This is a genomic window from Sciscionella marina DSM 45152, from assembly GCF_000379465.1.
Classification (GTDB): domain Bacteria; phylum Actinomycetota; class Actinomycetes; order Mycobacteriales; family Pseudonocardiaceae; genus Sciscionella; species Sciscionella marina.
This window is the reverse complement of record NZ_KB905387.1, coordinates 33929-48934: the sequence shown is the minus strand read 5'-3', so window position 1 is coordinate 48934 and position 15006 is coordinate 33929. Positions and strand designations below refer to the sequence as shown.

7 protein-coding genes are annotated in these 15006 nt (G+C 67.6%); 3 read left to right on the top strand and 4 right to left on the bottom strand.

The window, feature by feature from the left end; genetic code table 11:
- Positions 1 to 102: 102 nt before the first annotated feature.
- The 4 genes from A37U_RS0114250 to A37U_RS0114235 are packed head-to-tail and all read right to left on the bottom strand — an operon-like array spanning position 103 to position 11438.
- Complete coding sequence (locus A37U_RS0114250) at positions 103 to 9114, bottom strand: type I polyketide synthase (RefSeq protein WP_020497322.1); 9012 nt, start codon at positions 9112 to 9114, stop codon at positions 103 to 105.
- A complete protein-coding gene (locus A37U_RS0114245; RefSeq protein WP_020497321.1) occupies positions 9107 to 10150 on the bottom strand; it encodes a ketoacyl-ACP synthase III family protein in 1044 nt (347 codons plus the stop codon). Before A37U_RS0114245 ends, A37U_RS0114250 begins: the two co-directional genes overlap by 8 nt.
- A gap of 3 nt (positions 10151 to 10153) precedes the next feature.
- Entirely contained in the window at positions 10154 to 11170 is a 1017-nt protein-coding gene (locus A37U_RS43705) for an acyltransferase domain-containing protein (RefSeq protein ID WP_205622927.1), read from the bottom strand.
- Between the two features lie 16 nt (positions 11171 to 11186).
- Entirely contained in the window at positions 11187 to 11438 is a 252-nt protein-coding gene (locus tag A37U_RS0114235) for an acyl carrier protein (RefSeq protein ID WP_020497319.1), read from the bottom strand.
- 156 nt (positions 11439 to 11594) lie between these two features.
- On the opposite strand from A37U_RS0114235, the gene A37U_RS0114230 reads away from it, so the two are divergent.
- From A37U_RS0114230 to A37U_RS0114220, 3 genes are all read left to right on the top strand, one after another.
- Positions 11595 to 12872 (top strand): beta-ketoacyl-[acyl-carrier-protein] synthase family protein, encoded by a 1278-nt coding sequence (locus A37U_RS0114230; RefSeq protein ID WP_020497318.1) that lies wholly within the window; start codon positions 11595 to 11597, stop codon positions 12870 to 12872.
- The gene (locus tag A37U_RS0114225; RefSeq protein ID WP_020497317.1) at positions 12869 to 14128 is read left to right on the top strand and encodes a ketosynthase chain-length factor; all 1260 of its coding nucleotides are present in this window, start codon (positions 12869 to 12871) and stop codon (positions 14126 to 14128) included. Before A37U_RS0114230 ends, A37U_RS0114225 begins: the two co-directional genes overlap by 4 nt.
- A gap of 90 nt (positions 14129 to 14218) precedes the next feature.
- Positions 14219 to 15001 (top strand): SDR family NAD(P)-dependent oxidoreductase, encoded by a 783-nt coding sequence (locus A37U_RS0114220; protein ID WP_020497316.1) that lies wholly within the window; start codon positions 14219 to 14221, stop codon positions 14999 to 15001.
- Positions 15002 to 15006: the final 5 nt, after the last annotated feature.

Genomic DNA, 15006 nt, shown 5'->3' with positions numbered 1-15006 from the left:
CCAACGGACTCAGTGACCTGTATCGGAGGGCCCGTCCACTGCTCGTCGTGGCTCCATAGCGTGCCAGGATTCGAACCCGAACCTTCTGGTCCGTAGACCCTGTCACGTGGCCAACTCGACTCCGATCACCTCGATGAGGTCCATCAACGTTCGCGATTCAAGCACGGTGTTCGATGTCAACCGCAGTCCCGTGGCCGAGTTGAGACGATTGCGCAGTTCCACCGAGGTGAGCGAATCGAATCCCAGCTCCGTCATCGGTAGTTCGGCCGCGACCTCACCGGCCTCGGGATAGCCGAGGACAGTCGCTGCTTCGGCGCGCACCAGGTCGAGCAGCACCGGTCGCCGGTCGCTCTCCGGCATATCGCGCAGCCGTTCGCCGAGTGTGGCCGTTCCCTCGACCCGATCGGCGGATTCCCCGCCGGGAGAAGGTGAAGGCTCGACCAGGTTCTCGAGCACGGCGGGAAGCTCCGGACCGGACCGCAACTCGCGCCGTTGCACCGCGACCGGCACCAGCACGGTTTCGTCGACGGTGCCGGCCAAGTCGAACAGACTCAGTCCGCGAACCACCGAGAGCTGGCCCATCCCGGTGCGCCGCAAGCGGACCAGATCGCTCTCACCGAGATGTGCCGTCATACCACCACGCGCTTCCCACAGTCCCCAGGCGAGACAGCTCACGGGCAGACCGTGCGCACGGCGATATCCCGCGAGGGCGTCCAGAAAGGCGTTCGCCGCGGCGTAATTGGCCTGACCAGCTTCGCCGAAAAGTCCGGAAGCGGAGGAGAACAGTACGAACATCGCCAGCCGCGTATCCGCGGTGAGCTCGTGCAGTAACCAGGCGGCTTTCGCCTTCGCCTGGAACACCCGGGAAAGCTGCCCGGTCGAAAGCGATTCGACCAGTCCGTCGTCGAGCACTCCGGCAGCGTGCACGATCCCGGTGAGCGGATGTTCTCGCGGTATATCCTCAAGCACGCGCCGAAGTTCCGCACGGTCGCTCACATCGCAGGCAAGCACTTGGACCTCGGCGCCCAGTCTGGCGAGCTTTTCCACTTGCTCGGCGACACCGTCCGCATCCGGGCCGCGCCGACCGAGCAACACCAGATTTCGCACACCATGTTCGGTGACCAGGCGCCGTGCCAGCAGGCGGCCGAGGGTTCCGGTGCCGCCCGTGATCAGCACGGTGCCTTCCGGATCGAGCGAGCGGGGTACGGTCAGCACGAGTTTTCCGGTGTGCGCGGCACTACCGAGCCGACGCAACACGCCAGGAACGCGACGCACGTCCGCGGCGACTGCCGGGACCGGGTGCAGTCGCCCCTGCGCGAAGTGGTCCATGAGCTCGGCGAGCATGGTAGCGATCCGCTCAGGGGCAAGCTCGGGCAGGCTGAACGCGTGATACCGCGTTCCGGGATGTTCTGCGGATAGTTGCCGGGGATCGCGGATATCGGTCTTCCCGAGCTCGATGAACCGGCCACCCGGAGCCAGCAACCGCAACGAGGCGTCGATGTACTCACCCGTGAGCGAGTTGAGCACCACGTCGACTCCACGCCCACCGCTCGCAGCGCGGAACTCCGCCTCGAAGTCGAGCGAACGGGATGAGGCGATGTGGTTCTCGTCGATCCCCATCGCACGCAAAGTGTCCCACTTGCCGGGGCTGGCCGTCGCGAAGACCTCGGCGCCGAGCAAGCAGGCGAGCGCGACGGCGGCCATACCGACCCCGCCAGTAGCCGCGTGGATCAGCACGGATTCCCCGGCGGCGAGCCCGGCGAGGGACACGAACCCGTGATAGGCGGTGAGGTACACGATCGGCACCGAGGCCGCTTCGATGTCCGACCAGTCCGAGGGAACCCTGGCCAGCCGCCGCTGATCGGCGACCGCGGACGAGCCGAAGGCGCCCTCGATCATACCGAACACCCGGTTCCCCGGCGCGAACGCAGATACCGCCGAACCCACCTCGCGCACCACACCGGTGCCCTCGATGCCGATCCCCTGCTCGGTGGGGACCATCCCGAGTGCGACCACGACATCCCGGAAGTTCACCCCGGCGGCACGGATCTCGACACGCACCTCGTCGGCCTCCAGTGGGCGGGAACCGGCGGGATCGGAGCGCGGCACCAGATCATCGAGCGCGCCCTGACGAGCCAGTTCCAGGTGCCAGTTCCCCGGCCCCTTCGGCAGTCGGATACCCGGATGTGTGCCGATCTCGGCGAGGCGCGGCACCAACGACCGCCCCTCGCGAATGGCGAGCTGTGGTTCTCCGGTCCCCACCGCGTCGAGCAACAGATCGAACGACACATCCGTATCCACGTCCACAAGGCCGAACCGCCCGGGATGCTCGGACTGCGCGGACCGAACCAGTCCCCAGACCGCCGATTGACCAAGCCCTGCGGCCAGGGTGGGACCGTCGAGGGGGACCGCGCCACGGGTCACGAACACCAGCCGTGATCCGGCGAACCGTTCCTCGGTGATCCAGCGCCGCACCAGTTCGAGCACCCCGGTCGTGACCGTGAGCGCGTCCTCGGCCGGATCGGCACCGCCGAAACCGTCCACGGCTGTGAACACGAGTTCCGGCACGTCCCGTGCTCGCCGCAGCGCGGACAGGTCCGGATACGGTCGGGGACCGCCGAGTCCGGCCGCGCCGAGGACCGCGGCATGCACCCTGCTTCGCTCGCGGTCGCGCGGAATCCAGTCGAGCCAGTAGAGCGAGTCGAGGGCACCCGGATCCCAGCCCGGCTTCGCGGGGCGCAGTACCAGTCGTTCGACAGTGCACACCGGCTGCCCGTCCGCGCTGAGCGCGAGTGAGACGGTCCCGCTACCACCCGGCGTGATGTGCACACGCGCGCTCGTGGTGCCCTGGCCCTGGACGGTCATACCGCCGAGTTCGAAAGGCAGCGACGGCTCGGTCTCCTGTGCGGACGGCCCGAAGCCGAGCAGGGCGTGCAGTGCCGCGTCCAGCAGCGCCGGATGCACGGGATAGCCGTCGCCGCGCCGCGCTTCGGGGAGCTCGATCTCGGCGAAGATCTCGTCATCGCGGCGCCACACCGCCCGCAGCGCCCGAAACGAGGCGCCGTATTCGTGTCCCCGTTCGGCGAGCCGCGCATAGCAGTCCCCGACCTCGACAGGTTCGGACCGTTCGGGTGGCCAGTGTCCAGCCGCCGCGACGGACTTCGCGCGGACCGGCTCCAATGAACCGTGCGCATGGCGGACCCACTCCGTCTCCCCGGAGACCTGGCCTGGTCCGGAACACAACGCGATCGGCCGCTCGCCGGATTTTCCTGGGCCGCCGAGCTCGATCCGGATGGTCACCGCGTCGCCGCGCTCGGAAAGCACGAGCGGTGACTCGAGAACGAGCTCCGCGAGCTGTCCGCACCCGACCTGGCCTCCCGTCGACAACGCCAGCTCCGCGAACACCGTCGCCGGCACCAGCACCGAACCGGAAACGGCATGCTCGGCCAGCCAGGGATGCGTTCGCGTGGAAATGACACCGCTGGCGACCAGTCCACCGGACTCGGGAAGTTCGACCATCGCACCGAGCATCGGATGTCCGGCCGTGGCCAGCCCGAGGGTGCCGATATCGAGCCCGGGGCGGTTACCCGCCAGCCAGTAACGCTTCTCCTGGAACGCGTAGGTCGGCAATTCCCCGGGGACGGTACGGCCTTCGGGGAGCAGCCGCGTCCAGTCGATTCGTGCTCCGCCGACGAAAGCTTCCGCGAGCGAACGCAGCACACGCGAGCAGCCGCCTTCCTCGCGACGCAGCGTCCCCACCACGACGCCGGGCTTGCCGCCATCGGCGAGCGTGTCCTCGACACCGAGGGTCAGTACGGGATGCGGGCTGCATTCCACAAAGATCCGATGCCCCTGCTCGGCCGCTGCCCGCACCGCTCGCGCGAACTGCACCGGTGCCCGCATATTGCGGTACCAGTAGCCGCCGTCGAGCCGATCCGCGACCGGTTCACCGGTGACCGCCGAATACCACGGGATCCGCGGCCGCTCGGTCACGAGCCCGGCGAACTGCTCCTCGAGTGCGGCGCGAAGCACCTCGACGTCCGGGGTATGTGAGGCGTAGTCCACCTCGATCACGCGCGCGTGCACCCCCCGTGACCGGTGCTCGGTGACGAGTCCGGCGAGCGTGTCCTGCGCTCCGGCCAGAACCGTCGACCTCGGCCCATTGATCGCGGCGATGTGCACATCCGCGCGGCCGTCGATGTGCTGACGGACTTCCTCGGCAGGGAGCGCGATCGAGGCCATTCCACCGGTACCGGCGAGCCGAGTGATCTCCCTACTGCGGGCGACGACCAACGCGGCCGCCTGTTCGAGGCTCAACGCGCCGGCGACGCAGGCGGCGGCGAGCTCACCCTGAGAATGCCCGAGGACCGCGTCTGCGCGAATACCCAGTGACTCCCACAGCGCGGCGAGCGAGACCATCACCGCGAACAGCACCGGCTGCACGACGTCCACACGGGTAAGCGGTGCGGCGCCCGGTTCCCCGCGCAGTACCGCCAGAAGCGACCACTCCACATGCGGTTCGAACGCTGCGGCACACTCCCGCATTCGCTCGGCGAATACCGGCGCATCGGCAAGCAGCTCGCGCGCCATACCGGGCCATTGCGCACCCTGGCCGGGGAATACGAACACCACCGCGCCATCCTCGGCCCTGCCGGACACGACGGCGGGCGAGAATTCCCCGCGTTCGATCGCGGCAAGCCCGTCGAGCAGGGTTTCGCGGTCCTCGGCAAGCACGACCGCACGATGGTCGAACACGGCCCGTGCGGTCGCCAGCGTCCGCCCGATATCGGCGAGGGATGCCGCCGGCCGGGACGCGAGGTATTCGCGTAACCGTCCCGCCTGTGCCCGAAGCCCGACCGGGGTGGGCGCGGAAAGTACGAAAGGCCGCGACCGATCGGGGCCGGTGAGCGGTTCCGGACCATCGGTCGGTCCTTGCTCCAGTACCACGTGCGCGTTCGTGCCGCTAATTCCGAACGAAGACACCGCGGCGCGGCGGGGGTGGTCTCCCGAATCCCATGACCGGGCGCTGTGCAGCGGTGCGAGCACTCCGGCCGACCAGTCGACGTGCTCGGATGGTTCGTCGAGATGCAACGATCTCGGTACCACACCGGCCCGCATCGCCTCGACCATCTTGATGATCCCGGCGATCCCCGCCGCCGCCTGAGTGTGCCCGATATTCGATTTCACCGATCCGATCCACAGTGGACGGCTCGGTTCACGCCCTTCGCCGTAGGCGGCGAGCAGCGCGTTCGCCTCGATCGGGTCGCCGAGTCGGGTGCCGGTACCGTGTGCCTCGAGCACGTCGATATCGGCGGGCTCGAGCCCCGCGGAACGCAAGGCGGTGCCGATCACGCGCCGCTGAGCCAGCCCGTTGGGCGCGGTCAGCCCGTTACTCGCCCCGTCCTGATTGACCGCACTTCCGCGCAACACCGCCAGTACCGGGTGCCCGAGACGCTCGGCGTCGGAGAGGCGTTCGAGTACAAGCGCACCGACCCCCTCGGCCCAGGCCGTCCCATCGGCGCCCGCCGCGAAGACCTTGCACCGGCCGTCCGGGGCAAGCCCGCCCTGTTTCGCGAACTCGACGAACATTCCGGGCTCGGACATCACCGTCGCCGCGGAAGCGAGCCCGAGCGAGCACTCACCGGTGCGCAGCGCGTTCATCGTCAGATGCACCGCGACCAGCGCGGACGAACACGCCGTGTCCACGGTCATGGCCGGTCCGCCAAGGCCGAGGGCATAGGCGATACGTCCCGAGGCCACGCTGACCGTGCTCCCGGTGAGCCGGTAGCCCTCGTGCTCACCACCGCGTTCGGCAAGGCGAGAGCCGTACTCCTGCGCGCTCGCGCCGACGAACACGCCGACGTCCGAGCGCCCGCGCGGATCGAGACCGGCCCGCTCGAAGGCTTCCCAAGCGGTCTGCAACAGGAGCCGCTGCTGCGGATCCATCGCGGTTGCCTCGCGTGGGCTGATGCCGAAGAACTCGTTGTCGAACCGATCGGCACCGGTGAGGAACCCACCGTGGCGCGGCACCGACTCACCGGCATCGGCCAGCCCGGCCAGATCCCAGCCGCGGTCCTCCGGCAACGGCGAGATCGCTTCGCCTTCGGCCAGAACGAGATCCCACAGTCCGCCCGGCGAATCGATCCCGCCAGGAAACCGGCAGGACATCGCCAGGATCGCGATCGGTTCCGCGGATCCCGAAGTGCTCGTTCGGGAAAACCCTCGAGTTTCACTGTCTCCGGCCCGCTCGCCAAGGTATTCGATCAGTCTGGCTGGTGTGGGGTGATCGAACAGCGCGCTGGTGTTCACCCGCACCCCGTCGATTCCACCGAGGCGTTCGCACAACTCCGTGGCCATCAGGGAACTCACCCCGAGATCGGCGAAGGTGGCCTGCTCGTCGAGCCGTTCCTGCCGCACCCCGAGCACGGCCGCGATCACCGCTCTGACGGACTCGGTGATCGATACGGTCGACGCCTCGGCAGGCGCGGGCACTTCCGGAGCGGCATCGGTGAACCAGTACGGTTCGCGCTGAAATCGATACGTCGGCAGGTCCACCACGCGTCGGTGACCGAACACCGCACGCCAGTCCGGTTCGACCCCAGCGGTGTGCAGCCGAGCGAGGGCGGTCAGAGTGGCGCGCGGTTCATCGCCTGCCCGGGTCCCCGGGACCACGAGCGCATCGGATTCGGCGAGATGCCTGGCCGTGAGATAACTGAGCTCCCCGGACGGCCCGATCTCCAGGAACAGACCGACACTGAGCGCGGTGAGCGAATCGAGTGCCTCGGCGAACCGGACCGGTTCCCTTGCCTGCCGCCGCCAGTACCCGGCCGGGAACGCCTCGCCCCTGTCCATCAGGGAACCCGTTACGGTGGAGACGAATCCGCATTCGCGTGGGCCAGTGTCGGGAAGGCCAGCCGCGAACGAACCGAGCTCATCGAGAATCGGATCCAGCAGCGGCGAGTGAAAGGCGTGGCTGACCGAAAGCAGTTTGGGTTCACGCCCCAAGGCCGCGAATCGCGCGCAGACGCGTTCCACCGCCTCGTCCGCGCCCGCGATGACCACCGATTCCCGCCCGTTGACCGCGGCGATATCCACCTCGGTGTCTTCGATCAGCGGTCGTATCTCCGCCACGCCGGCACGCAGGGAAGCCATCGCGCCCCCCGAGGGAAGCGACTGCATCAGCCGCGCTCGGGTGACGAGCAGCGAAACCGCATCGGCAAGCGAGTACGCGCCCGCGCTGTGTGCCGCGGCGAGTTCCCCCAGCGAGTGCCCGACAACGAAATCCGGTCGTATTCCCCAGGATTCGAACAACCGATACAGCCCGATCTGCACCGCGAAGATCGCGGCCTGCGCGTAGTCGGTGCGCCCGAGCGGTTCGGTGTCCTCGCTCCAGGCGATCTCCCGTAGCCGGAAGCCGCCGGAGTGCCTGCGGTCGAACTCGGCGCACACCGCGTCGAACGCCTCGGCGAAAACGGGAAACCGCGCGTACAGTTTCTTTCCCATGCCCGCGCGCTGTCCGCCCTGCCCGGAGAACACGAAGGCGAGCTTGGTGTCCCTGGCTTCGCCCCGGACCAGTTGCGCGACCGGTTTGCGGTCGGCGAGGCCACCAAGCCCGGCATCGAGTTCAGCCCGGTCCTCGGCGAGCACGACGGCACGCTGGCGCAGTCGTGCTCTGGTTCGCGCGAGCGAGTAGCCGAGGTCGGCCGGTGTGATCTCCTGCCGGTGGGGCAGGTCCGCGAGTGCGTGCGCGGCATCTCGCAGAGCGCCCGCCGAGGCGGCCGAAAGCGGGACCGGAACGACTCCGGTACCCGGATCGGTTTGATCCGCCGCGGCTTCGGGCGCTTCCTCCAGCACGAGGTGACAGTTCGTCCCTCCCATCCCGAAGGACGAAACCCCGGCGCGCAACCGGATGCCCGCGCGTGGCCAGCCGGTGCGGGAATCCTGAACGCGCAATCGCAGCCGCTCCAACGGTATCCGTGGATTCGGCGTGACGAAATGCAAACTCGGCGGAAGTTCGCGGTTGGCAAGCGACAACGCCGTTTTGACCAGGCCGGCGATACCGGCCGCGCCTTCCAGATGCCCGATATTGGTCTTCACCGAACCGACCCGCAGCGGTTGCCGCGCCGATCGCCCTTGTCCGAACACGGCTCCGAGAGCCGCCGCCTCAATCGGGTCACCGACCTTGGTCGCGCTCCCGTGCAGCTCGACATAGTCCACATCGCCGGGCTCCACTCCCGCGCGCGCGTACGCCGCGCGCAGCAGCTCCTCCTGCGCCCGTTCGCCGGGCACTGTCAGTCCGTCGGTGTGGCCGTCGTTGTTGACCGCGGCACCGCGAATGCTCGCATAGATCCGGTCACCGTCGGCGAGCGCCGCGGTCAGGGGTTTGAGCACGACGAGCGCACCGCCCTCGCCACGGACGTAACCGTTCGCGCGGGCGTCGAAGGTGAAGCATCGCCCATCCGCGGAAAGCGCACCGAATTCGATGACCTCCTCGGCACTCTGAGGGGCGAGGTTGAGGTTGACCCCGCCGGCGAGCGCAAGCGAGGATTCCTTGTTCCACAGGCTCAGGCACGCGGAATGCACGGCGACCAAGGAAGAGGACTGTCCGGTGTCGACAACGAGACTCGGACCGGTCAGCCCGAGCGCATAAGAAATCCGGTTGGCAATGATGCCGCGGTGTGTGCCGGTCAGGGTGTGCTGGCCGATCGGAACACCCGCCTGGTGCGCGAGAGTGGCGTAGTCGTCCCATATCGCGCCGACGAACACGCCCACTCTATCGCCCCGGGCGCGCTCGGGAGGGGTACGCGCATCCTCGAACGCCTCCCAGCCCAGTTCGAGCATCAGCCGTTGCTGCGGGTCCATGACCCGCGCCTCACGCGCGGAGATCCCGAAGAACTGCGCATCGAAGCCGTCCACCCGGTCGAGACAGCCGCCGAACCGCAGCAGTGGGGACTCCGCGACGTGCCGGTGTGCGGGTATCTCACCCACGGCGTCGACCCCCGCCCGCAACATCCGCCAGAACTCCCTGGCGTCACCGGCTCCCGGTAATCGGCATGCGATACCGACGATCGCGATCGGCTCGGGTGGCGTAGAAACGATGTCGAAATCACGCATGGATGCCGTGCTCTCCTTCGGGAATCGAGGTGATCTCCACAACGGCACCGGACCAGCTGAATCCGGCGCCCGCACCGAGCAGCAGGCAGCGCTGCCCGGGACGCAGGAGACCGGAATCGGCCAGGTGCCCCAGACCGGCGAACTGATCTCCCGCGCCAAGGTGACCGATCCGGCTTCCCCAGGACCAGGTGGTGTGCTCGGGATCGATGTCGAACTTGCGCAGGAAGTATTCGTCGAGCCGTCCGCGGCCGAGGTTCGGCAGCACGAACCAATCGATCTGGTCGAGCTCTGTCCCCGCGTCGGCCAGCGTCAGTTTCAGCACCTCACGCTGCCCCGAGTCGATGCGGTCGAGGACCGAATCGAGCCCGTTGCGCGCAATGAACGAGCGCCGTTGCTCCTCGACCGCGATGGGTTTCCTTGTCGCCAGCGGCGCATCGGCGACCGGATCCCGTCCGCGCTGCATTCCCTCCAGGCTCGGATCGGATATCGTCACCAGGCTTCGGATTCGCGCGAAGCCGCCCCGCGTGGACACGATCGCGGCCGTGGCACCATCGGCGAGCACCGTACCGGGGTCACTCGTCCAGCGGTCGATTCCCGGGGCACAGAACCGGTCTCCCGTCGTGATGAGTGCGTATCGTTTCGTCTCATCGGCGAGCAGGTAGGCCGTGGCGAGCTCGAGCGCGGCCATCCCACCGTTGGACATCTGATTGATCTCGATGGCCGGACAGGTGTTGTCCAGCGCGTGGTGTTGCACATAGGACGCGGCCGGCCACAGGTCGTGACCTTGGTAGTAGAAACTCGCGTGCAGCACGAGATCGATGTCCGCGGGCCGGCATCCGGTGGTCGCCAGCACCGACTCCGCCGCACGCACCGCCATGTCCGGACCCGACTCGGACTCGGAGACGCAAACCGAGGTGATCCCGGTACGCCAGACGGCACTGCGCCGGACGAGCCCGGACTCCTCGGCCCGCTCGATGGACAGGGCCGGAGGAAGGAACCTCCCCGTACCGACCAGGAACACCTCGTCGAGTCTCACGTTTCACCTTCCGTTGACGAACGCCGCCTCCGAGACCGGAATAGGCGTAGCGGCAAGGTTTTCCGATGCTCCGAATCGGTCGGCGACGGCGAGCAATGCCTGCCGGTCCGCCTCGTGATCCGGGTGGACGGGCGAGAGCGGGATGCTCTCGCTTCGCCCGCTGCGGAGCGCCCGGTGCCGGCGAGCGAACGTCGTGAGGGTCTGGCCGGGCCCCGCCTCGATGAGCGACAGCTCTCGTCGGGCGAGCAGCCGATCCAGGGCCGGGCCGAAATACACCGGATCAGTGAGCTGCCGGGACCAGAACTCGGGATCGCGCGCCTCGGCAGCACCGAGCGGAAACCCCGTGTACCCGGAATAGATCAGCGATTCGGGCGCTCGCAACGGGATTTTCTCGACGGCCCGCTTCGCCTCCCGTCCCACGGGCCCCATCGCGGGACTGTGAAAGGGATTGCGAGCGGGCACCGCACGTACGGTGAAATCATCGGCACGCAACCGCTCGTCGACCGAACGCAGGTGCTCGGTGGTACCGGCGAGCATGGTCTGGCGCGGGCCGTTCACCGCGGCGACCGCGACGTCACCGGTCAGGTACCGGAGCAGATCATCGGCCCCAGCCGCGACCGCGAGCATGCCACCTTCCGGACCATTGGCGGCCGCGCGCACCCGGCCGAGCAGTACCCGAACCGCCTCCTCGAGGGTGAACACCCCGGCGAGCGTGGCGGCGACGAGTTCCCCCGCGCTGTGCCCGAGCAATGCTACCGGCGTGACACCCCAGCTGAGAACCATCCTGGCGAGCGCGTAGTCCACCGCGAACAACAGCGGCTGGGCCCTGCGGACATCATCGATATCGATCAGCGAACAGATGCCGAGCCAATCGGCACGGATCCGTTTGCCTTCAGTCCCCATCAGTCCGAAAACGGAATCGATGACCTTGGTGAAAACCGGTGCCCACCCATAGAGACCGGTCGCCATCCCGCGTTGCTGCGCTCCTTGCCCAGGAAAGAGCAGGGCGACTTCTGCCATTGCGCAGGCTCTCGTGTTAATTCCCGGCGGCGGCATTGATTTTTTCGAGGAATACACGTGGGGTCTGAATTCCTTCGACCTCGTCATCCGAAACGGCAATACCGTACTTGCGCTTGACATGGGCGAGCATCTCGAGAAGGGCAAGAGAGTCGTATCCGAGCGCGGTGAACTCCATGTCGAGTAACTCCGTTCCGTGTGGAGCCGTGTACTCGTCCCCCATGTTCTCCCGCATGATCACCACGAGCTCTTCGAGTGTCAGTTCACGCATACCAGTCTCCCTTTCGCTTATCGGGGCCGAGAGTGACAAAGCGGGATCGCCGGATGTTCGAGTCTCGATCGAGACGAAGGCGACCACACCGGCTCGAAGAGAACTCCAATGCCGGTCGGCAAGCTCGGTCGGTATCGGAGTACGGATTGGAGCCTCATGTCGACATGGACCGCGAGTCGGCGCGCCGTGATCACCGGTATCGGCTCGGTCGCGCCGGGCGGAATCGGTACCAAAGCATTCTGGGACCTACTCGCCAATGGGCGAACGGCGACGCGGAACATCACGCAGTTCGACGCCCGCCAGTATCGGTCCCGTATCGCGGCCGAATGCGATTTCGACCCGGTCGCCGAGGGACTGAGCCCACGGGAGATCCGCCGCCTCGACCGCGCGGCCCAGTTCGCGCTCGTCGCGGGCAAGGAAGCCATCGAGGACGCGGGGATCGAAGTCGACGCCCTCGATTCGCACCGCACCGCGGTTGCGCTCGGCAGCGCGGTCGGCTGCACCACGAGCCTCGAGCGCGAGTACGTCATCGGCAGCGATCTCGGACGGGAGTGGCACGTCGATCCGCGATACACGATCCCGCACCTCTACGAGCACTTCGCACCGAGTTCCATGGCCGCGGAGCTGGCTTCGCTCATCGGCGCCGAGGGCCCGGTCAACGTGGTGTCCACCGGATGCACTTCGGGATTGGACTCCGTCGGACACGCCGCCGAACTCATCGCAGAGGGCTCGGCCGATCTCGTACTCACCGGCGCGACCGAGGCACCGCTTTCCCCGATCACCACGGTGTGCTTCGACGTCATCCGGGCGAGTTCGCGGCGCAACGACGATCCCGAGCACTCCTGCCGCCCCTTCGACAAGACACGCGACGGGCTGGTCCTTGGCGAGGGATCGGCCATTCTCGTCCTGGAGGACGAGGCACGTGCCAGGGCCCGTGGCGCCCATGTCTACGGTGAGATCGCGGGTTACGCGTCCCGGTGCAATGCCTACCACATGACCGGCCTGCACCCGGACGGACGCGAAATGGCCGAGGCGATCGGTTCCGCACTGAACCAGGCACGCATGAATGCCACCGAGGTCGATTACATCAACGCGCACGGTTCCGGCACGAAACAGAACGACCGGCACGAAACGGCCGCCTTCAAACGCAGCCTTGGCGAGCATGCCTACCGCATCCCGGTCAGCGGATTCAAATCCATGGTCGGGCATTCGCTCGGCGCCATCGGTTCACTCGAGATCGTCGGCTGCCTGCTGGCCCTCGAACAGGGCGTCATCCCGCCGACGGCGAATTTGCACGAGCCCGATCCGGAATGCGATCTCGACTACGTCCCGCTTGTCGCCCGCGAACAACGGGTGGCAAGCGCGCTCACCGTCGGGAGTGGCTTCGGTGGGTTCCAGACGGCGATGCTCCTGCGCAGGACGGTGCGACCATGACCGCCGAGGTCGCCAGGGCTGGTTCGATCGCACGGACTCCGCCGACCACCCGCGCCGTGGTCACCGGCATCGGTATCCTCGCCCCGACCGGGCTCGGCGCCGAAGAGCACTGGGCGGCCACGCTGCGCGGGGAATGCGCGATCCGGCCACTGACCCGATTCGATCCGTCTCGCTACTGGGCGCGGCTGGCCGGGGAGGTCCGCGTTTTCGACCCGAGCGCGTACCTGTCCGGGAAACTGGTGACCCAGACCGACCGCATGACGCAGATGACCCTTGCCGCTACCGACTGGGCCTTCGCCGATTCCGGTGCCCCGCCGGACAACGGGGACGGTTACTCGCGAACGGTGGTCACCGGCGCGACCGCGGGCGGCTACGAATTCGGGCAGCGGGAACTGGAGAAGCTGTGGCACCAGGGGCCCGACTTCGTCAGCACCTATCAGTCGTTCGCCTGGTTCTACGCGGTCAACACCGGTCAGATCTCGATTCGGCACGGGATCCGCGGTTCCGGTGCGGTCGTGGTCTCCGAACAGGCCGGCGGGCTGGATGCGATCGGCCAGGCGCGCCGCCAGTTACGGTCTGGTGCCCGATTGACCGTCAGCGGTGCGATCGACAGTTCGCTGTGTCCGTGGGCCTGGGTGGCCCATCAGGCTTGCGGCACGCTCAGCACCCGCACCGATCCCGCTACGGCGTATCTCCCCTTCGACCGCGAGGTGAACGGGCACGTCGTGGGTGAGGGCGGCGCGATGCTGATTCTCGAGGACGACGACTCCGTGCGTACACGCCGAACGGAAGCCTACGGTGAGATCGCGGGCTACGCGGCGACGTTCGACTCGCGAGACCCCGCGCGGGAACCGGGCCTGCGCAGGGCCGCGGAACTCGCTATCGATGATGCCGGTCTCGGTCCCGCGGATATCGACGTCGTCTTCGCCGATGCGGCGGGAACCGCAACCGCCGACAGCGCCGAAGCCGCGGCGCTCGCCACGATCTTCGGGCGGCACGGGATTCCGGTCACGGCACCGAAAACCATGACAGGTCGGTTGTACGCGGGCGGCGGTTCCCTCGACGTGGCCACCGCTTTGCTCGCCATCCGGGACCAGGTGATCCCGCCGACGGTCAATGTCCGCGACCTCCCGCAGGAGTACGGCCTCGACCTGGTCCGGGACGAACCGCGTGCTGCCCGGCTGCGCGCGGCGCTCGTGCTCGCCCGCGGCCGAGGTGGTTTCAACTCAGCGATCGTCGTCACCGAATTCGCCTGAACCACGGCTCCAACCACACTAGGCCGGATCTCCAAACCGAACCGGCACGGTCGAGAAGAACACACCGCGAACGCGGCACGGAGGCAGGACATGACCGACAATCAGGCCACGGCACTGGTCACGGGCGGAACAAGCGGCATCGGCCGCGCGATCACCGCCAGGCTTGCCCGGCGCGGCATGAACGTATTCCTGTGCGCGCGCGACGAGGCGGCGGTCGACGAAACTGTCGCCGAACTCACCGGTGAGGGATTGCGGGGCGACGGTATCGCCACCGATGTGCGTGATCCGCATACGCTGCACAAGCTGGTACGGGCCACGGTGGACCGGTTTGGGCCGATCAGTGTCCTGGTCAACAACGCGGGCCGCAGCGGTGGCGGCTACACGGCCTCGATAACCGACGAACTGTGGGACGACGTCATGGAGACCAACCTGAACAGTGTCTTCCGGCTCACCAGGGAAGCGTTGACCACCGGCGAACTCGGCAACTCCGGCGATGGCCGCATCATCAACATCGCCTCCACCGGCGGTAAACAGGGGGTACCGCTCGGCGCTCCGTATTCCGCGTCCAAAGCCGGTGTCATCGGCTTCACCAAGGCGCTCGCCAAGGAACTGGCCACCAGCGGCATCACCGTCAACGCGGTCTGCCCCGGATATGTCGAGACACCGATGGCGGCGCGCATCCGCGAGGCGTACGCCAATGCCGGAAAGGTAACCGAGCAGGAGATCCTGGCCGACTTCCAGGCCAAGATTCCGCTCGGCCGGTACTCGACGGCGGACGAGGTCGCCGGTCTCGTCGAGTACCTGACCACTGCGGAAGCCGCCTCGATCACCGCACAGGCACTCAATGTCTGTGGTGGCCTCGGCAGCTACTGACCTCC

Bases quoted from the DNA above. Each gene is read 5' to 3' on its own strand.
- A37U_RS0114250 (WP_020497322.1), bottom strand. From the start codon at position 9,114: ATGCGTGATTTCGACATCGTTTCTACGCCACCCGAGCCGATCGCGATC.
- A37U_RS43705 (WP_205622927.1), bottom strand. From the start codon at position 11,170: ATGGCAGAAGTCGCCCTGCTCTTTCCTGGGCAAGGAGCGCAGCAACGC.
- A37U_RS0114235 (WP_020497319.1), bottom strand. From the start codon at position 11,438: ATGCGTGAACTGACACTCGAAGAGCTCGTGGTGATCATGCGGGAGAAC.
- A37U_RS0114230 (WP_020497318.1), top strand. From the start codon at position 11,595: ATGTCGACATGGACCGCGAGTCGGCGCGCCGTGATCACCGGTATCGGC.
- A37U_RS0114225 (WP_020497317.1), top strand. From the start codon at position 12,869: ATGACCGCCGAGGTCGCCAGGGCTGGTTCGATCGCACGGACTCCGCCG.
- A37U_RS0114220 (WP_020497316.1), top strand. From the start codon at position 14,219: ATGACCGACAATCAGGCCACGGCACTGGTCACGGGCGGAACAAGCGGC.